The sequence below is a fragment of the Solidesulfovibrio aerotolerans genome, from assembly GCF_009856865.1.
Taxonomy (GTDB): Bacteria; Desulfobacterota; Desulfovibrionia; order Desulfovibrionales; family Desulfovibrionaceae; genus Solidesulfovibrio; species Solidesulfovibrio aerotolerans.
Genome location: NZ_WVUD01000004.1, coordinates 87,507 through 107,213 on the forward strand (window position 1 = coordinate 87,507; position 19,707 = coordinate 107,213).

The window sequence follows — 19,707 nt, forward strand, 5'->3', positions numbered from 1 at the left end:
GCCCGTCAATAGGCAAAGACTCTGCGGCTTACGGCGTAAAAGGAAGGAACGCGGCCTGATGCGATCGTAAAGTGGAGTTATTTGGCCGAAAAAAGAGTCGATATAGGCTGTGGCCTGGTCGTTGGCGTGTCTTTGGGAAACAGGTGATGGCGTTAACGTTTTGGAGGGGGGGCTGTTTGGAAATTGCGACCAAACCCGGAGTTGTCGGTTGCATGATTTCATGAATCGAGCTACATGGTAAGTGTGTCACACTAGGAAAAAATTATTCGCCTTGCCACTCCTTACGGTCTATTCCGATATGAAGGTTGTCCAGTGTCAAAAATAGACGGCCAGAAGGCAACAGAAAAACTCCTTGGCATGGTCCGTAACGCCGGTCCCGGAAAGGAGCAACGCCTTTTCCGAGTCGTGCCAAACGAGTTTATGGATGCGGCCTCCAACGAGCTGGGCCGAAGCAATGCGGGATTTTGCAGTATTGCACCCTCAGATCGCTCCCTTGCCCGACTCAAGTCCCAGCTGGACGCCATTTGGAGCAATCTTTTGCTGACGCAAGGGAAAACTCCCCGCAGCGTTTTGCTGACCTCCGCAGCAAAAGGCGAAGGTGTCACGTATGTGTCGGAGCGTCTGTGTATCTATCTGGCCCAGACCTATGGGCATAAGGTTTTGTATATCAACCTTGCCGATTCTTTGACATACGAGCAGGCTCCCGTCGAACTGCCGCCCGAGGAAATTCTGGACAGGCTGAGTTCCAGTCAAGGCATAAACAGCCTGACCATGGCCTCCAGTATTCCCGGCCTGTGTGTGTTAAGCCTCAATCTCTCCAGAAGCCAGCATGCCCTCCCCTGGCTGTTGCCGCAGCGCAACGTGATGGAGATGCTTTTGGACCACGCCCGGCAACATTTCGACATTGTCGTTTTCGATGCGGAGTCCGTGTTGATGGCTCCCTGGACCGCCACCATCGCCAAACCCGTGGATGCCAATCTCCTGGTCTGCCGTTTCGCGGTCACCCGGCGCGAACTGCTCAATGCGCTGCTTGATGCCTTCAAGGCGGCTGGCGTGCGGCCCCACGGCATTATTTTAAATGCCAGGCGGTACAGCGTGCCGCAGTCGCTCTACAGACTCCTGAAATAAGAAGGGGTGGGACGGACCATGGTCGTGCGAGGGGTCTTGTGCGTCGTTGGCGTCCGCACCCTCGGCGGTGCCCAGGATCTGCTGCTGTTGACCCTGCAAGCCTCGCCCGAGAGATGGTCGCCCTGTGTGCCCGGCTCATGGGGATGCCGCGTCGTAACCGTGTGGGAGCCGCATGGGCCAGACAGACTGCAAGCATGACCTGATCGCCGTGACCGGCACCCGTGGTTTCCCGGCAACCTGGGGCGGTGTCGAGCGCCAATGCGAAGAATTGTATGCGCGTCTGGCGGCGATGGGTTTCAATATCCTCGTGTATGCCCGCAGCGATTACGTCGGGCGCGACGTCACCAGCCATCGGGGGGTGCGCCTCAAGGTATTGCCAGCCCCGCGCTCCACGCATTTTGAGGCCCTCGTCCACACCTTGCTGTCGGTGCTGCATATGGCCTTTGTTTCCCGGCCGCGTGTGGTGCATTTTTACTCGCAAGGCCCGTGCCTGCTTCTTCCGCTGGTGCGGTTGCTGCTGCCCCGGGCCACGATCTTTTTCACGTGCGGCGGCCTGGATTGGCAGCGGCGCAAATGGTCCCGGCCGGCCTCCCTGGTGCTGCGGCTGGGGGAGTGGTTTTCGGCCCGCCTCACCGATGTCCGGATTATGGTGTCCCGGGAACTGGCCCGCTCCTATGGGGAGCGGTTTCATTGCCGCTGCGAAGTCATTCACAACGGCGTGGCCGTGCCGGTCCCCCCCACAACGGCCGCCCTGGCGGCCACCCTGGCGGGCCTGGGCTTAACCCCTGGCCGCTACATCCTTTCCGTGGGGCGGCTGACACCGGAAAAACGGGTGGAGGACATGGTGGCGGCGGTCCTGCAAATGCACTCTCCGGCCCGGCTGGTCGTTGTGGGCGACGAGGCGTCGGGGGGCGGCTATCTGGAGCGCCTGCGGCAGGCGGCCGACGGCCGGCCCGAAGTGGCCTTTGTCGGCTATCGGTTCGCTGAGGAACTGGCCGCCCTTTTTGCCGGGGCGCTGGTTTTCGTCACGGCGTCGGAGCTTGAAGGGCTGCCCCTGACCCTGCTGGAGGCCATGGCCTCCCGGATTCCCTGTCTGGCCAGCGACATTGCGCCCCATCGCGAGGTGCTGGGCCAGGACTATCCCTGGTTTTTCCCTGTGGGCGATACAACAGCCCTGGCGGCCCTGCTGGAAACGGCGCTGGCGTCCCCGCAGCAACGGGCGGGCCTGGGAGAGGCGTTGCAACAACGCGTGGCTGAGTCTTTTAGCTGGGACAAAACAGCGGCCGCTGTGGCCGCCCTGTACGCCCGCTCCTTGGGATGCACCGATTCGGGCCAAATACCACCGGTAGATTGCCCATGAATACAAATCGGAATGTTGTCAAAATGTTCATTGCCCTGGCCGCTGTGGGCATCATTGTCATGAACGTTTTGTTGTTGTTTGACTGGCCTGATTTTATAAAGGGACTGATGTAAGGATGTCGCAATCCATTCTTGACGAGCGTCGCAGACTGATAGAGCGTTTACGGACGGCAGCAGAAATTCTCGGCATCGCTGCCGGGTATCTTCTGGCCTTGGCTGTATGTCTTCCAGAAGCGGCCCTGCGGCCCGAGGGAGGGGTGCTGTTCGTCTCCCTGGACATTCTCAGCATCAATGTGCTGGAGTTGCTGGCGCTTTTCGGGATTCACCTGAGCCAGCGCAATGGCCACCGGTCCGCCTCCGACACCGAGCGCCATGGCTTTCTTCGGGAACTCTACTGCCGGCACCGGGAGATCCTCCTGGCCGATGTGATCCTGATGGTGCTTTTTTGGCTTGTCTTCCGGGCGCAGGCCAGACTGTTGCTGTTTATCCTTGTGTACTTGGCCCTGTCGCCGCCGTTGGGAACCGCCTTTCGCTGGCTGCTGTCCCGCCTGCTCCGTTCGGGGCTCTGGCGCCACACCACGCTCAATCTGCTCATCGTCGGGGCCAACGCCCGGGGAGAGGAGCTCTTTACGGAGAGCCGGAATTTTCCTTTTCTGGGATTTTCCGTGGTGGGGTTTGTGGATGACGCCGATCACACCGGCGGCAATGTCACCCTGCTCGGCAGACTGGATGATCTTGATGCCATCCTGCGTGAGAACGTCGTGGATGTCCTGGTTGTCTGCCTGCCCATACGCAGCCACTACGATGCCACCATAGCCGCCATGCGCGCGGCGGAACGCCAGGGCATCTCGTGTGAATCCCTGGGGTCGTTTTTCCCGGTCAGTGCCTGCAAGATGGGTGAGGATGCCGTGGGTCGGGCGATTTTGACCACCTGTCCGCTGCCGCACGGCCATTCGGTGTTCAAGCGGCCGTTTGATCTGGCGGCGGCCAGCTTGCTCCTGCTCGTCTTTTTCCCGGTCATGCTGCTGGCGGCCCTGCGTATCAAGCTGGAAGACGGCGGCCCGGTGTTTTATACCCAGCCCCGGGTGGGCCTCAACAAGCGGATTTTCCAACTCTACAAGTTCCGCTCCATGGCCGTGGACGCCGAGCAGCGCCAGCCGCACCTGGAGCGGGCCAACGAAATGGATGGACCGGTCTTTAAGATTGCCCGCGATCCGCGTGTGACCAAAGTCGGGCGGTGGTTGCGCAAGTACAATATCGATGAGATGCCGCAACTGATAAACGTGTTGCGGGGCGAGATGAGCGTGGTCGGTCCCCGGCCGATGTCGCTGCGCGATTACGGCCGCCTGACCGAGGATTGGACCCGCCGCCGGTTTACCCTCAAACCCGGCCTCACCTGCTATTGGCAGACCAAGCCAAACAGAAATTCCATGACCTTTGCCGAATGGATGACGCTGGATATGCGGTATGTCGAGGACTACAGCCTGTGGGAAGACGTGGTGATATGCTTAAAGACCATTCCGGCCGTACTGCGCGGCTCCGGCGTCTGATGGCGGCGGCTTTTGCCGTCCTCGCCCTGGGGCTTTCGGCCAACCAGGGCTTTGGCCAGACGGTGCTGGAAGATTTGAATGAAGATTCAAAATCGTATGTCCTCACCCTGGCCGGTCTTGTGGGCAAAAACACGTTTCAACAGGTGCACGGCGTGCTGACCCTGGCCTCTTCCCCGCCCGGCTCGCAGCATGCCTACGTCGTGACCATCACGGGCTGGCCAAAGACCAACGGAGAGAACACCTTTGTCTGGAACTCCGAAGACTCACTCATGGAGTCGCTGCTCGGACGGGTCAGCTGCCGCATCGTGCCGTCTGCCTCCAAACCGCCCAATATGCATTTTTTCTATCTCAGTCCGATACTGTTTAAGGGAGAGGGCATGGTGACCCAGCACGAGGGCGAGCGCCTGCGGCAGGTGCGCAAAGAGGCCTTGCCCACCCAAATTACGGCCCAGGCTGGGGAACTGACGCTTAATTTTACCGGGGATCAGGTGACGGGCCGCGTCTGGATGAGCGGCTACGATTTTACGCAAAAGGCCCCGGTGCGCTATCAGGCGAACTTGCAGGGAACGCTGTCCCGGGAACTCCAGCCCACCCCGCGTCGGGGGCGCAATGATTAGGTTTCCCCATGCTTAGGCTCCTTGCCGGGGGCGCGAGGGTTCGGTTTGCTTGGCAGCGGCTCCTTGTCGGAGGCGCAATGCTGCGGCTTTCGCTGCTACGGTTCCTTTGTGCCCTCTCCCTGGTGCTGCTCCATGTCGTGCCGGTGCGGGCGCAAAGCCCGACCCTGGTGCCGGCCGGCTACGGCGGGGGCGGGCGGTTTACCGCCCTGGCCGTGGACCCCACCAACCCCGCGTTGGTGGCGGTCGGCTCGGACGTGGCCGGCTATTTCATCAGCCGGGACGGCGGCGACACCTTTGCCCCACGCGGGGCCGCCATCAAGGGGCTGGCCGTTGCCGGGCTGGTCTTTGACCCCAAGACCGCAGGCACGCTGGTCATTTTGACCGATGGGGGCCTGTATCGCAGCCGCGACAGCGGTGAGACCACCGTCCTTCTGGCCGATCTCGCCTACGCTGACCGGTTTTTCGGCAGCCAGCTTCTGTTGCCCCTGGGCGAACAGCTGGCCGTGGCCACCCGGACCAAGGGCGTCTTTTTGGTTTCCTGGCGGCAGGATGCGCCCGTCGTGACGCCGCTGCCCGGTCTGGCCGGGCGAAAGGTCAACAGTCTGGCGGTGTTGGGAGACGAGCTGTTCGCCGCCACGAACACCGGGGCCAGGGTCTGGCGCGGCGGGCAGTGGCTCCCGGTCAACCAGGGCCTGAGCAGCGGAAAAAATCTCACGGATATGGCCGCCACCCCGGACGCGGGTCTTTTTGCCGTGGAGGAGAAAAGCGGCCTGTGGCGCTACAGTCCCGAGAAAAAGGCCTGGGAGCGCCCCGGCCCGCTGCCGCAACTGCCGCCCGGCGCCAAAGGACCGCTGCGGTTTAAGGCCCTGGCCCTGGACCCGGCAACACCCGGCCGGCTTTTTCTGGCCACCCACCCCGAATACTGGCCCTATCTGCTCTTCGTTTCCGATAACGGGGGCCAGACGTTTTCCCCGGTGGAGGATTTCACCCTGGCACCGCAGGCCCCGCCCAATTATCCCAAGGGGTTGGAATCGGTAGAGGCGCTGGCCTTTGCCCCAAACGGCGCGACACTCTTTCTGGCCGACTGGTGGAATCTGTGGCGCAGCCAGGATGGCGGCAAACACTTTTCCCAACAGCACAAGGGGCTGCAAAATACCGTGGTCAATGCCATCGCCACCCTGCCCGGACCGGAGGAAGCGATTTTTGCGGCCACGGCGGATAACGGGCTCATGGCTTCGCCTGACGCGGGAAAAACCTGGGCCAGGACCATGAACGGCGTGGCCGACGGCCATGTCGCCGCTGTGGGTATCAGTTCCCGCAACCCGGCCAAACGTTATCTGCTGGCCGAGCCCTGGCAGGCCGAAACTGCGGGCGAAACGGTCAGGCTCAATCTCTACCGCAGCCTGGACAGCGGGGCGTCCTGGCAGGCGCTGCCGGTGACGGTGGCGCGGCTGCCCCTGCCCGGCGATTACGCCAGCGGACGGCCCACGCTTTTGACCATTGATCCGGCCGACGATGACGTGGTGTATCTGGGCAGCAACGGCCATGGCCTCCATAAAGTCCGCGTCCCGGCTCTGGCCGACGACCCCGCCGCCGCCGTGACGCAGCTGAGCCGCAGCCTGCCCCGGGCCACCTTTTTTGGCTCCCAGAGTCTGCTGCTTTTCCCGGAGAAGCCCGGTCTGCTCCTGGCCGCAACCGTAGGCGGCGGCATCCGGCGCAGCCAGGACGGGGGCGCGACCTGGGCGGCGGTCACCGACCCGGGCCTGTTTGTTTTTTGTCTGGCGGCCGACCCGTCCCAACCCGGCCATCTCCTGGCCGGACTGCCGGAGAAGCGACTCCTGGAAAGCCGGGATTTCGGCCAGACCTGGCAGGAGCGGAACCTGCCCGGGGACCGGCCCCCGGCGCTGGCCGTCCAGAGCATCGCCTTTGACCCGGCCCGGCCCGGCCTCGTGGCCGTGGGCACGGCGTCGTATGATCTGACGCCGGGTGAGGGCGTGTATCTGAGCCGCGACAGCGGGGCGACGTTTGCCCGGGTGGCGGCGGCCATGGCCCCGGTAGGTGTTACGGTCCTGGCTCCCGGCCCGGACGGACTGCTGGCCGGTTTTAACGGCCTGGGCTTATGGCGTCTGGACCTGGGGCGGTGACCGCCATGGCTGCCGACAAACCACGCGTCCTTGGGGTGCTGGTCTCCACCCTGGCCATTGGCGGGGCGGAGCAGCTCCTTTTGGAACTGTGCCGCCGCCTGGACCAAAGCCGCTTTACGCCGCGCCTGTATTGCCTGGGGGCTCTCGGTCCCATCGGCCAGGAGTTGGCGGCGCTCGGTATCCCGGTGCGCGCCGGCCTGGGTGGCGGGGCGGGGAGCATCCTGCGTCTAACCCGGGTGTTTCGGCAAGACCGGCCCGAGGTGCTGCTCCTTATAAACCACCGCAATTGCCTCTTTTACGGCGTCCCGGCCGCCCGTCTGGCCGGTGTGCCGGTCGTGGTCAACTGGCAAAACGAAACGTATAAGCGCCATCCCTGCCACGAAGTGTACATGTTTTTGCGCCGGGCCATCGTATGGGGCCTGGATGCGCTGGTTGCGGCCTCCCGGGGCCACGCCGGCTATCTGGTCGGGGTGGAGGGTATCCCGGTCCGAAAGATCGCGGCCATTCCCAACAGCGTCGATTGCCAGGCCTTTTGCCCGACCCTCGGCTCAGACGCGGCTAAAGAGCGCCTGGGCATCCCAACCGGGTGCCATACTGCGGGCATCCTGGCCGCCCTTCGCCCGGACAAGGCCCATGATGTCTTTCTCCAGGCTGCCGCCCTGGTGGTGGCCGCCGATCCGGCCACGCATTTCGTCATCATCGGCGACGGGCCGCAGCGGCCTTTTCTGGAGGCCCTGGTCGCCCGGCTGGGGCTTGGCGGCCATGTGACGTTTTTGGGCTTTCGGCGCGATCTGGCCACCGTGCTGCCCGCCCTGGACGTGGCCGTCCTGTCGTCCCATCCCCAGCAGGAGACCCTGTCCGTGGCCGCCCTGGAAGCCATGGCCGCCGGCATCCCTGTCATCAGCACCCGGGTGGGCTTTATGGACGAGATTGTCCTGGAGGGTGAAACCGGCTGTCTGGTCCCGCCCGGCAACCCGCCGGCCCTGGCGGCGGCCATGCTGGAGCTTTTAGGCGATGACGCCAAGCGTCTGGAGATGGGCCGCGCGGCCTGCCGGCTGGTCCGGGAGGGCCATTGCCTGGAAGGCATGGCCCGACGTTTCGAGGCGCTTTTTGACGAACTGCTGGCCGGGCGCAGTCCCCGGGAACGGTTGTGCCAGCTCGCCGAGCGCCGGATCGCCCTGGCGCTGACCTGGGCCGAGGAGGGCCGCTGGCAGATGATTGACACTTTGCGCCGGCATCTGGCTGCGGTGGAGATCATCCGCTTTGATGCGCGCGGGCAGCAACGCCTGTCGCGGCTGGGGCGCGCCAGCGCCTGGACCCGGGCCGTGCTGCTGGCCGGCCTGACCTTTTGGCGTTCCTGGCGCTTTGACGTGGTCCTGTCCTGGTCCATCACCCCGGGCGTGTGCCTGGGGCTGCTGCTGCGCCTGCTCCCGGCCAGGTGGCGGCCGGTGCATGTGATCCGCGATTTCCACCTGGATCTCTCGCGCCCGGGCCTGGGCTACCGTTTGCGACTGGCCTTGCTGCGGCTGGCCCTGCCCGGCATTGACGTCTTGTGGTGCACCTCCGAGCCGGAACGGGCCACCTATGCAGCCCTTTTGGGCCGCCCCCTTGAGGCCACGGCCTTTTACCCGGACGAGCCGCCAAGCCAGTTTCTGGACCGGCCGGACACGCCGCCCGGGGACTATGTCTTTGCCTACGGCAACAGCGACCGGGATTTTGGCAGCCTGCTGGCGATTGCGGACAAGGTCGGCCGGGAGATCGTGATTTTGAGCCAGGCGTGCGCCTTTCCCGAACAGCTCCCGGACGGTGTGCGGCTGATCCGCAGCCGGGTCAGCGAGGAAGCGCTAATCGCGCTGATCGAGGGCGCGGCCGTGGTGGTGGTGCCGACCGGCAACCGCACCCTGGCCGCCGGGCAGAACGTGCTGCTCGAAGCCATGGCCCTGGGCCGGGCCGTGGTGGCGGCGGCCAATGTGGCGGTGTGCGCCTATTGCGAGCCGGGCGAGGGTGTCCTTTTTTATGAGCCCGGCGACCGGGCCGGCCTGTTGGCGCAGTTGCAAAGCCTGCTTAATAATCCGCAACAGGCCCGGGCCATGGGACAACGGGGCCGGGAGCGGGCGCGGGAGCTTCTTGCGGCCCAGCCCGGCCTTTTCCTGGAGCTTGTGGCCCGGGCGCTCAAACAGGCCGGGAAATAGACCCGACCCCCGGGTGCTGCCGACCGGTCTTTTCCTGACGGCGCAGGCACCAGTCCCGGCGGCCGGATTGGCCCGGCCTCAAACTACCGCAGCCGCGCGAGCTTTTCCCCGGCCAGGGCCAGAAAATAGCGGCCCAGATGGCCGGCGTTTCGCACCGGGCTGCGCAGCACGCTGAACTTGTAGTTGATGCTCATCTGGCAGGAGCAGCGGTTGCAGACGGCCGGGAATTTTCCCTGGCGGATGGCGTCCCGGGTCGGCCGCATGGCTTCGATGACCGCAGCCAGGGGCTGCTCCAGGATGTTTCCGGCCGGGCCGAGCAGGGCGCAGGGCAAAACAGAACCATCGGCATCCACAAAGAGCTTGGTGGCGATTTCCAGACAGGAAAAATCATTGAGGCACTGGCGCATCCACAGGCCCGATTCGTCTTGGCAGTGTTGGAAATACTGCTGCATCCAGGGCGCGACATGGGGGATGTTGGTGCGGACCTTTTCCTGTCTGGCCAGGCCAACAAGCGCCTTGAAATAGTCCGGCAACTGCGCCACCTGCTCTTTGGTCAGAAGCATGTCGCTTTTGTCGGCGGCTTCCACGTTGTGGTAGTTGTTCCAGAGGTGGAGCGGCTGGAAGTTGATGTAGTCGACGTTATTTTCCTTGGCAAAGGCGATGACGCCGGGAAGGTCGTCGTAATTTTGCCGGCACAGCGTCGTGTTGATGTTGACCTTTATTCCCAATTGCTTGAGCAGGCGGATGCCGTTGGTCGTCCGCTTTAAAAAGCCCTTGCCGCCGCGCAGAAAGTCGTGGGTTTCTTCGCGATTGGACTCCACGGAAATGTCGATCCACTGGGCTTTTTGCAACAGGGCCAACTGGTTGGCCGTGCATTTTTCCAGGAGCAGGCCGTTGGAGACCATGGAAAAGGTGAGGCCAATCTCCAGGATCTTTTCGATCAGTTCCCAGACATCCCGGCGAAACAGCGGCTCTCCCCCGGAAAGATAGATATGGGGGATGCCGACGGCTTTGGCTTCTTCAAATAAGGTGAACAGCCGCGTTTGGGCCAGTTCCCGGCTTGCGTCGAGATTGTAGGCTTCGCAGTAGCGACACCTGGAATTGCAGCGGCTGGTGATGTTGCAAAACAGGCAGTCATAGCCCAGCTCACCCCGTTCATACCGCCTAATCTGATCGACCGCATTGATGATCCTGCGCACCATACGCTGTGTTCCTTTCGGGTTTGCCGGGCCTGATTGGTGATTCGGGGCGGGCTCAGTTTCGGGCCGCCCGCCTGGGGATGACCAGATCCAGGCACCAGCGGATCTCGCTATTGCGGGAGAGGAGCAGACTTCCCAGGAAGGCTGCTGCGAAAACCAGCGCCGCCAGCAGAAATATCCACAGTTCCCCAAGGGCAAGATACCCCAGCCCGGACTGGACGGCAAAGGCCAGTCCGGTGGCGAGCAGCGTGGCACCCGCCACTTGCAGATAGGGGGCCAGGGTGGGCAGCTCCCGGAAGACGCCCAGGGCGCGCTGGATGATGGCCATAAAGATGGTGCATGTCAGGGCCGTGGTCACGGTGGTGGAGATGGCAATGGCCTGGGGGCCGCCGACCAATCGGATAAAGAGCAGGTTGAAAAACACGTTGAGGCCCATGGTGACGATGCCGACGAGCATGAGGGTCTTATTTTTGCGCAGGGCCGTGAAAAAGACGCCGTTTAACACGGCATACGAGGCGAAAATCATGCCCACCGCGTACCAGGCCAGGGTAAGCGCCGTGGCCTGGGCGGCTTCCCGACCGAAAGCTCCGCGCTGCAACAGCACCATGACGATGTCTTGGGAAAACAGCAGCACAAAAGCGGTGGTCCCGGCCGAGACCAGACACAAAAACAGCACCCCGCGCCAGAACACCTGACGCAGGCCGGCCGTGTCCCGGGCTTCAGCCTGTTCGCTGATAAACGGGAAAATGGCCCGCGCCGCGGCAATGACGAACAGTTGCAGGGGCAGATCGTTTATGCGGTAGGCGTAGCGCAGGGCCGACACCGAACCGGGCGGCAGTTCGGTGCTCATGACCTGGTCAAAGAGGATATTGGAATTGACCACCAGCCCGCCGACCACCAGCGGCCAGACGAGCAGTCCGAATTCCCGCAGTCCGGGACCGGCCGGGGCGCGCGGCAGGGTCAGGGGAAACGCCGGGCCGCGAAGGGCCAGGGCCATGACCAACAACTTGGCTGTGGTGCCCAGGAGAAAACCGATGGCCAGGGCCGTGACACCCCGTTCGCCGAAAACCGTCAGGACGGCGATGATGGCCAGATTGATGGCGAGCTGCGCCCCGTACAAGGCGGCAAAGCGTTTGTTGGCTTGCAGCACCCCGGCCAGAACGGCGGCCCCGCCTTCCAGGAAAATGAGCCAGACCAGCAGGCGCACCAGGGAATTGCCAAGCTGCTGCTCGCCCACGGGAAACCCATAGCCGATAACGGCCATGATCGGTGCCGACCAGACATAACACCCGAAGCTCAAAGCCAGCATACAGAGCAAAACGGCCCAGCCCAGGTTGGCCAGATTGCGGCGCAACACCAGCGGGCCGCGTCCCTGCCAGGTCATATAAAGCGGCACCAGGGCCGATACCACGGCCTGCCCGAGCAGCATGGCCAGGATGGCCGGGAAGGCATAAGCGACGTTAAAAACATCCAATTCGCTGGACACGCCGAAGCGGTAGGCAAAGAGCATTTCCTTGCCAAGGGCCAGGATTTTGTCCAGCAGCGTCAAGCCGACGATGATCAGGGTGGAACGGCGGATGCCGTCCATGACTTCCAGACTCATGGGCGGCGTGTCCCGGCCGGCCCGGGGCATCCGGCGCGCCTCGAAATTGGGCCAGAAGTGCGGGTGGCGGCGCTTGGTCCGGCCGGCGGCGTCGCCGGGGGCGTCAGGCGGGAAGACCGCATTACAGGCTCGCGTCCAGGAGGTCGGGGCGGTCCAGCAGCAGCGCGGCCAGACCGGCGAAGGAATAGGTGGCCGTGTTGGTGAATGGACAAAGCGAGGCCTCGACAAAGATGTTGTTGACCAGGGTCACCGTGACCCCGAGCGTGAGGAGAATGACGGTGTTGGCCCAGGTATTGCGCGCAATGCGGGGATCATCGGCCAGGGCATTGAGCCTTCGAAACACGGTGGCAAGCAGGCACAGGTAGACGACAAGTCCGATAAATCCCAGTTCGGCGGCCATGCCGATGAGATGGTTGTGTTGATTGTCCTGAAAGACTTCCGGTGCGTCGGATACGGAAAAGTGGGCCAGTCCCACCCCGAAAATGGGGTTTTCGCTGATCAGGCGCAGGGACTTGGCGACAAGTTGGAAGCGGATGTTGACTTCTTCAAGCTGGGCAATGCCCCCGGCCTCGCGATTTTGGGAAAACAGCCGCCCCGAGTTGGCGAGAACCCCGACCAGACAAAGGGTGATCAGCAGGGGTGTGAGCTTCCAGGTCGGCGTTTTGGAGCGATAGAAAAAGAGGAGGGTGCCCAGGGCGAGCAAAAAAACAAGATAGGCCGAACGGGTGGCCGTAAAAAAGATCCCCACCCCGGAGAGTGGCATGAGAACAAGCAGCAGAAAGCGCCGCAAAGGGCTGACCAGGGGCAGGAGGAGCAGGCCGGCAACAAAGCAGACGGTCATGGCCAGGCCGTTGAAGGCGGCATTGAGAAACGGCCCGCGCGACCGGTCAAGGTGCAACAAAATGGTTTTGTCGGTGATATAGGCGGGGAATATCAAGAAATTGACATTGTAGCGCTCAAAAATTGCAGTGATGCAGAGGTAGACGCCGAGCCAAAAGAGGGTGGCCAGTAAAATTTTGATGCCTTGCGCATTTGTAAAAAAGTATCTGATAAAAATGAAGGCCATGAACGGTTCAAAATAGCCTGTAAAAAAAATGTACCAGGGCTTGGGCGTGTTGGGGTATTTTGAGGCAAAGCCGTTTATGGCCATGGATAGAATGCACAGCAACAGGAAAAGGACCATCAGCAATTCGATCTGACGCCCTTTGGGGAATTGTACGCGTCTGAAAAAGAGGAGATAGGCGGCGCTGGCACATAACAGCGCAAAGGTGAAACGCTCGATGGAAAGATCGAAGAGTCCTGGAATTTTGAGCGTATAAAAATACGTGTTGAACACAGCAACAGCAACAATCCAGAAACTGAACAGCACCGGAAACAAGTGACACTGCGTTGCCGACATGTTTTGGGTCGACTGCTTTTTCACGAGGAGCATCCCCATAAAGCCGCCAGGGCCAAGGCGGCCACTGTGCATACCAGGAGCATGGCCTAGGTTTCCGTATGGGGAAGGGAACCCAGGAGCGGCAGATCACACCAGCGGTCAATATCTTCGGGCGTTTTGATGCTGTGGTCGAAATAGTCCAGGGTGAACGCGGTGGACAGGCCCAGAAACAGGCCCAGGAACAATCCCAGGATGACCAGGCCGAACCGGTTGGGTTTATACGGCGTGCTGGGGATGGTGGCCGGATCGACCAGGGTAACGATCAGGTCGGGCCGGGACAGCGAATTGGCCTGGCGCGCCTGCTCCAGCTTGGCGCTGGCGTCGGCGTAGGCCCCGCGGGCCAGTTCGTAGTCGTTTTTCAAAAAAGCATAGGTGGAACGCAGTTGGGCCGTGGAGCGCAGGGAATCCTCTTGCAGGGCGATGGCCTGGTCCAATTCCTCCAGCATGCTGTTAAGGCCGGCGGCCTGGATGCGTTTGCCCGCGATATAGCGCTGTGTCTCGTTTTGCAACAAGGTGATGTCGGCCTGGAGTTCCTGCTTGAGGCGCAGGAGTGGTTCGTACTGCGGCGTGAACTGCGTCTCCATTTCCTGAATTTGCATCCGCAGTTGCGCCACTTTATAACTGTAAGCGGTGATGGCCTTGCCGCTGCCTTCCATCTCGGGAAGGATCGCCGGCCCATGGTTGGCGGACATGCTGGCCTCAAGATCGTCGATGGTCTTCACCAGGGCGACGTAGTCTTCGCGAAGGGATTGGCGCTTTGTCTGGGCCGCATTGAACAACGTCTTGGTGCCGTTCTCCGTGTTGCCTTTGTTGCTGTCGAGATTTAAAATATCGACCATCTCCAGAGCGTTGGCGCTTTCAAAATCCTGAAGGAGTTTGGCTTTGGCGTGCATGGTCGCATAAAGACTATCGACCTGTGTTTTGAAAAATTCGTAGGAGTATTCAGTCCGGTTTTTAGTTATTTCGGTAAAGACTTCCTGATAGACTTTGGTGACGGTATTGACGGTATTAAAAGCCATCTGGGGACTGCTGTTGTCATAACTGATGATGAAATCGCTGGTGGCCTCGAAGCTTTCCCCTTTGGGGGGTGTCACTTCAATGTCCTTGCCGAGCTGGGCCACGATCTTCTGGTATTCGGCATCGCTTTTACCTGGAAATAATGCTTCGGCCACGCGGCTGAGCACCCGGTTGGACAGGATCATCTCCCGTTGGCCGGTGAGGATGCGCATGTATTGGTTTTTGGAATCCGTGTAGACGTCCTTTTGCAGGGGATCGATTTGCTGGCTCATGGTGACGGAGAACTTGGACCGGCACAAGTACTTCGACGGCAAGAGCACGGCCAGGGCGAAGAACAGGGCGAAGGTGGCACAGCCGACGGTCAGGATAAGCCTTTTGTGATAGAAAACGATGAAGATCACTTCACGCAGGATGTTTCCTGATTCTCTGTTGGCGTATTTGTCAGACATGGTACTGGCCCTTCCCATTATTGGGTCGTTAATGTCGAACTGCTGCCGTTTCTGAGCGAGGGCGTTATGTCATAGTTGACAGTAAACGAACTGGTGAAAGGCACCACAGCGTAGAGTCCCTTGGTAAAGACCTTGGCGATCACATCGTTGACGTCGTCCAGAGAGCTTTTGGGGACATAGACAATATCGGACGGTTGCAGATACAGGTCGGCATACATCTTTCCGCTATCCAGCAGGCGTTGCAGATCCACCCGGTAGGCCAGGGGCTTGAGCAGGCCGTTATTGCGAATGACCAGGACGTCATGGAGATTGGCGGAACTCTTGAACCCGCCGGCCTGGCCCAGGGCCTGGGCCAGATTGAGCCGGCCCTGCAACTCAAAGACGCCCGGGGCGTTGACCTCGCCGTACACGTAGAGCTTGTTGTTGTGTATTTCGAGCAGGATCAGCGTCACTTTAAGATCGTTGACGTATTTGGCGTAGCGGTCATTGATGGTTTTTTCCAGTTGGGGCACGGTCAGACCGGCCGCGTCGATATTGCCGATGATGGGAAAGCCCACCCGGCCGTCCGGGGTGATGGGGGCGATTTTGCTTTGGCCGCGGGGTGCTGTGGTGATGGCCTTTTTGAGCTCATCAATGCGAATGTTGAATTCTTCCAGACTGACGGTGAGGGACGGCTTTTTGATAAAGGCCGCGTAGCGTTTATTGAGATCTTCAGTCACTTCCGAGATGGTTTTTTCCGCGATTTTCACTTCACCGACAAGCGGCAGGGAAATTTTTCCATCGGCCCGGACCAGCGTGCTGACGTTGAACTGGGGATGGTACGGGAAGGCGATGCTCAGGCGGTCCTGGATGTCGATGCGGTAATCATTGACCGTGATGGCGTGGCTGATGTGATAGACCACTTCCAGCACATCCCCGGCCCCCATGCGATAGGTTGGAATGGCCGGTATGGCTTCCCCGTCGAGCACCTTGAATCCTGGATTGTCCGTCACGCTGGCCGGCGTCAGTTCCAAGGCCTTGGCCTGTTCCAGCACTTGTTGCACGCCGGCCTGATCCTGGACTGTGACAATGGATTCGGGCTGGTCCTTGCTTGATCGGACGCATCCCCAGGAAAACAGAAGGCCAACGGTCAAGACGGCTGCAACAGTACCGGGGATCAGTCGGTTGAACGGCGTGGCTGCGCTGCATTTTCCTGGCGGTGTTGTGGCGTTCATCAGAAGGGCTCCTGGGGCAGTGCTTGGGCGATAGGGCCGCACATTTTGTTTGGTCTCAGCGAAAAACCGTCAGTGTAACCTGGGCAATGCCCTGCCGGCAGTCCTGGTCAGCCCGCTGGGGTGACTTCGTCGGCTGCAGGCGCGACTCGTGGAGACGGAGTTGCGCGTTGTGCTGTTTGACTCGTTTACAATCTGATACTGCACTGTGGCCTCTCGGTTCTGATCCGTGCGGCCCCTCGGTTGTCTCGCGTCTGTAACACGCTTGATTGTTTCTGCCTTTCGTTGCGTCCGGGGCTAAGTCCCGACAGTGGCGACTGTGCCGCGCCTTGCGGCCCCAGGTCGTAAATGGCAACTTTCAAGAAGTGTGCCCAAAAAGGGCGCTTTAGGCCGTGGGCCAAAAAGACGGGTTGGGCGCAGGGACCGGGAGCGCTCGGGCAGGGAGATGCGTCGCACGCACCACACGGGTCTGGGTGGTGTGCTGCGACAGCGCATTTAAGGCGGTTGATTCTAAAAAAACCTTACCAGAGGGTGTTATCGGCCAGACAGGCGGGGCTTGGCCCCAAGCGTGCCAAACAAGGCCAGCAGCTGGGTCAGGTGGGTGTCGAGGGAGCCGGTACGCAGGGCGCGTTCCCGGGCGGCCCGGCCCATGGCGGGCAGGGCTTCCCGCCGGGCCAGCAGCTCTGCCAGTTTGGCCGTCAGATCGGCCACGGAGTCCGGAGCAAAGAGCCGGCCGGTGATGCCGTCCTCGATCAGTTCCGGGATGCCGCCGATGTTGGCGGCCAGGACCGGGGTGGCCTGGAGCGCACTTTCCAGCACGGCCAGCGGGGCGTTGTCATACCAGCGGCTCGGGGCCACGGTAAAAAGCGCCCTGGAGACCAGCCCGGACAGGGCCGGTTCGGCCAGGAATCCGGCAAAGCGGACCCGCCCGGCAAAGGCCGGCCGCACCAGTCCCTTGAGAAAGGCCTCATAGTCGCCCAGCCCCCGGCCGGCCAGGACGAGGTCTACATCCGGGGCGAGATTCTGGAAGGCCTCAAGGAGCATATCCAGCCCTTTTTCCGGGCTTAATCGCCCAAAATAGAGGATGTAATCGCCCTTGTCGCCCGAAGGCGGCGGTCCGTCGGTCTCCACACCCTGGCGGATGACATGGATCTTTTCGGCTGCAAAGCCGCCGGCCACCAGCTTGTCGCGCATAAACGTACACGGCGCGACAAAGGCATCCACCTGATCGTAAACGCCCACCAACCGTTGGAAATACATGGCCGCCCCGCGCACCAGTGAGGCCGGCAGGCTGTTTTTGACGCAGCGATGGGCAATGCCATGCCAGTAGGCACCGGTTATGCACTGCTGGCAGGGGCTGTTGTCGCGCAGCAGTTGGTAATTAAGACACAACAGATGATAGTCGCCCAGGCGCATGACGACCGGCAGGCCGCGTTCCTTGAATACTGTTATCACGCTTGGGGACATATAGTTATAGATGTTTAAGATGTAGCCGAGGTCCACCTCGCCGAGGTCGTCCAGCAGGCGGTGCAGGGCGCGTTTGGCCTCAAGGGACCACACGGCCCGGCCCAGGAGCCGGGGGAGTGCCGTGAGCGCGTCCAGTCCCGATCCCAGGGTGTTGTAATGGGTCTGGCCGGGCCGGCCGGGCGGGGGCAGAAAATAGCCGGCGTAGGGCGACGGGGCGCTGCCGGCGTAGGCCACGCTAAAGGGGATGGCTTCACAGCCGAAGTGGGGCAGGCGCTCCAGCAGGCGAAAGAGGTACTTTTCCGTGCCGCCGTTGACGAAGAAATATTTATTGCAGCACACGATCTTCATGGGGCCTGCTCCCGGGAGCCAGCGGGTTTGGCGCACAGCCAGCGCCCGGCCCACATTTGAAAGTTGTAGAGCAGCCAGACCCGGTCGGTGTAGCGTCCTTCGCCGGCGAAAAAGCGGGCAACGGTCCGGCCAACCTCATCGGGGTCGAGGATGCCGACACGCGTCAGACTTTCCCGACTCAGCGCCTCCCGGACCCCCCGGGCGTGGGGGCCGCGCAGCCAGGCAGCCAGGGGGATGCTGAAACCCTGCTTGGGCTGGCCGGCCAGACTCCCGGGGACGCGGCGGCGCAGCATATCGCGCAGGATGCGTTTGGCCTCCCCGTCTTTGATCAAAAAATCCATGGGGAAGCTGAACGCCAGTTCGGCGATGCGGTGATCCAGCAGCGGGTCGCGGCATTCCAGGGAGGCGGCCATGGAGGCCCGGTCCACTTTGAGCAGGATGTCCTCGGGGAGCCAGAAGGCGAAGTCCCGGCGCATGAGCCAGTCGGACAGGCCGCCGGCCGTGGTCGGGTCGGGCAGATCAAGGGCCGGAAAGGGCGGGATTTCCGGGGCCGCGCGGCCAAGCAGACGGGCCACGGCAGATGCTGGAAAGCCCCGGGCGGCGTAGCATTCCACCACGTCCCGGGGACTATCCAGGGCCAGCAGGTCGAGGAATCGTCCCAGGCGGGCGGCGCGGTCGGCCGCGCGGGCGTTGCGGCTGGCCCCAAGCAGGCGGGCGTCGGCCAGACGCTCCCAGGGCAGGGCGCGCAGGCTGTGGGCCAAGGCCCGGCGCACCAGCCCGGGGATGGGGCTTAAGGCTTTAAAATACCGGGGATAGCGCTCGTAGCCGGTATAGCCGCCAAACTGCTCGTCGCCGCCGTCGGCCGACAGGGCCACCTTGACGTGTTCCCGGGCAAACCGGGACAGGATGAACGTGGGAATGCCCGAGGTGTCGCCGAAAGGCTCGTCATATATTTCGCAAAAATCCCGCAGGGCCTCGGAGGCGATGTCCGGGGTCAGGCGCAAAACCTTGTGGGCCACGCCCAAGTGTCGGGCCAGGGCTTCGGCCTTGGTCGTCTCGTCGTGGTTGCGTTCGGCAAAACCGATGGTGAAGTGGGTGAGGTTGGCACCCAGCTCCTGTTGCAACACGGCCGCCACAAGGGAGGAATCCACGCCGCCGGAGAGAAACAGGCCCACCGGCACGTCAGACACCAGCCGCAGGGCAAAGGCCTCCTTGCAAAGGGCGTCGAGTTCCTCCCGGGCTTGCTCGTAGCTGCCCCGGTAGCTGCCCCGGATGGTGGCGTCGAGGGTAAAATACCGCGTCTCCTGATACGATCCATCCGACCGGATGGCCAGCATGGTCCCCGGGGGCAGTTTCCTGACGTTTTGAAAAACCGTGTCCGGCCCCTCAAAATAGCCGGTCTGGAAGTAGCGGAACAGGGCATCGCGGTTCAGCTCAGGCGCAAAGTCGTTGCGGGCCAGCAGCGCGCGCATCTGCGAACCGAACTGGCAGGAGCGGGGGCCAAGGCTAAAGTAGAGCGGTTTGACCCCCACCCGGTCGCGGCATAAATACAGCGTTTTTTCCGTCACATCCCACAAAGCCAGGGCAAACATACCCAGGAAGCGGCGTACGGCCTCAAGCGGCCCGAAGACGGCGGCGGCATTGACAGCGACTTCGGTGTCGGATGTCCCCCGAAACGTGACTCCCCGGGCTTCCAGTTCGCGCCGTATCGCCTGGTGGTTGTAGATCTCGCCGTTAAAGACCACGACAAAGCGCCCGTCGGCGCTGCGCATGGGTTGGGCCCCCAGGGGCGAAAGGTCGATGATGGACAGCCGTCGGTGGCCCAGGCCGATTGGGCCGTCAAGCACCAGGCCGGCATCGTCCGGGCCGCGCTGGCGCAGGGCGTCGCGCATGGCCAGGATGTCCCGGGCCGTGACGGCCTGCCCGTCAAAACGCAGTTCTCCGCAAATGCCGCACATGGGTGTCTCCGGGAACGGGTGGGGTTG

Annotated in this window: 13 protein-coding genes; 6 read left to right on the forward strand and 7 right to left on the reverse strand. The window is 62.1% G+C overall.

Going from position 1 to position 19,707, the window contains the following annotated elements:
• Positions 1-420 precede the first annotated feature (420 nt).
• From GTA51_RS04090 to GTA51_RS04115, 6 genes are all read left to right on the forward strand, one after another.
• Entirely contained in the window at positions 421-1,128 is a 708-nt protein-coding gene (locus GTA51_RS04090; RefSeq protein WP_160958918.1) for a P-loop NTPase family protein, read from the forward strand.
• Positions 1,129-1,300: 172 nt separating this feature from the next.
• Complete coding sequence (locus GTA51_RS04095) at positions 1,301-2,488, forward strand: glycosyltransferase family 4 protein (RefSeq protein WP_160958920.1); 1,188 nt, start codon at positions 1,301-1,303, stop codon at positions 2,486-2,488.
• A gap of 115 nt (positions 2,489-2,603) precedes the next feature.
• A complete protein-coding gene (locus GTA51_RS04100; protein ID WP_160958922.1) occupies positions 2,604-4,037 on the forward strand; it encodes an exopolysaccharide biosynthesis polyprenyl glycosylphosphotransferase in 1,434 nt (477 codons plus the stop codon).
• Positions 4,037-4,654 (forward strand): hypothetical protein, encoded by a 618-nt coding sequence (locus GTA51_RS04105; protein ID WP_160958924.1) that lies wholly within the window; start codon positions 4,037-4,039, stop codon positions 4,652-4,654. Before GTA51_RS04100 ends, GTA51_RS04105 begins: the two co-directional genes overlap by 1 nt.
• A 77-nt stretch (positions 4,655-4,731) precedes the next feature.
• Positions 4,732-6,798, forward strand: coding sequence for a beta propeller repeat protein (locus GTA51_RS04110; protein ID WP_160958925.1), 2,067 nt, complete (start codon positions 4,732-4,734; stop codon positions 6,796-6,798).
• A 5-nt stretch (positions 6,799-6,803) separates the two neighbouring features.
• Complete coding sequence (locus tag GTA51_RS04115; protein ID WP_160958927.1) at positions 6,804-8,990, forward strand: glycosyltransferase; 2,187 nt, start codon at positions 6,804-6,806, stop codon at positions 8,988-8,990.
• Positions 8,991-9,073: 83 nt separating this feature from the next.
• Here GTA51_RS04115 and GTA51_RS04120 read toward each other — a convergent pair whose 3' ends face one another.
• The 7 genes from GTA51_RS04120 to asnB form a co-directional block, all read right to left on the reverse strand.
• Positions 9,074-10,192 carry a radical SAM/SPASM domain-containing protein gene (locus GTA51_RS04120; RefSeq protein WP_160958929.1) on the reverse strand — a complete coding sequence of 373 codons (1,119 nt, stop codon included), beginning with the start codon at positions 10,190-10,192 and terminating at the stop codon, positions 9,074-9,076.
• A 52-nt stretch (positions 10,193-10,244) separates the two neighbouring features.
• The gene (murJ, locus tag GTA51_RS04125; protein WP_160958930.1) at positions 10,245-11,822 is read right to left on the reverse strand and encodes a murein biosynthesis integral membrane protein MurJ; all 1,578 of its coding nucleotides are present in this window, start codon (positions 11,820-11,822) and stop codon (positions 10,245-10,247) included.
• A 91-nt stretch (positions 11,823-11,913) separates the two neighbouring features.
• Complete coding sequence (locus GTA51_RS21370) at positions 11,914-13,215, reverse strand: O-antigen ligase family protein (protein ID WP_160958932.1); 1,302 nt, start codon at positions 13,213-13,215, stop codon at positions 11,914-11,916.
• A gap of 62 nt (positions 13,216-13,277) precedes the next feature.
• Complete coding sequence (locus GTA51_RS04135) at positions 13,278-14,696, reverse strand: GumC family protein (RefSeq protein WP_160958934.1); 1,419 nt, start codon at positions 14,694-14,696, stop codon at positions 13,278-13,280.
• Between the two features lie 17 nt (positions 14,697-14,713).
• Positions 14,714-15,910 carry a polysaccharide biosynthesis/export family protein gene (locus GTA51_RS04140; RefSeq protein ID WP_160958936.1) on the reverse strand — a complete coding sequence of 399 codons (1,197 nt, stop codon included), beginning with the start codon at positions 15,908-15,910 and terminating at the stop codon, positions 14,714-14,716.
• A 531-nt stretch (positions 15,911-16,441) separates the two neighbouring features.
• Complete coding sequence (locus GTA51_RS04145) at positions 16,442-17,722, reverse strand: glycosyltransferase (RefSeq protein WP_160958938.1); 1,281 nt, start codon at positions 17,720-17,722, stop codon at positions 16,442-16,444.
• A complete protein-coding gene (gene asnB / locus GTA51_RS04150; RefSeq protein WP_160958940.1) occupies positions 17,719-19,680 on the reverse strand; it encodes an asparagine synthase (glutamine-hydrolyzing) in 1,962 nt (653 codons plus the stop codon). The genes GTA51_RS04145 and asnB overlap by 4 nt, the downstream gene beginning before the upstream one ends.
• Positions 19,681-19,707: the final 27 nt, after the last annotated feature.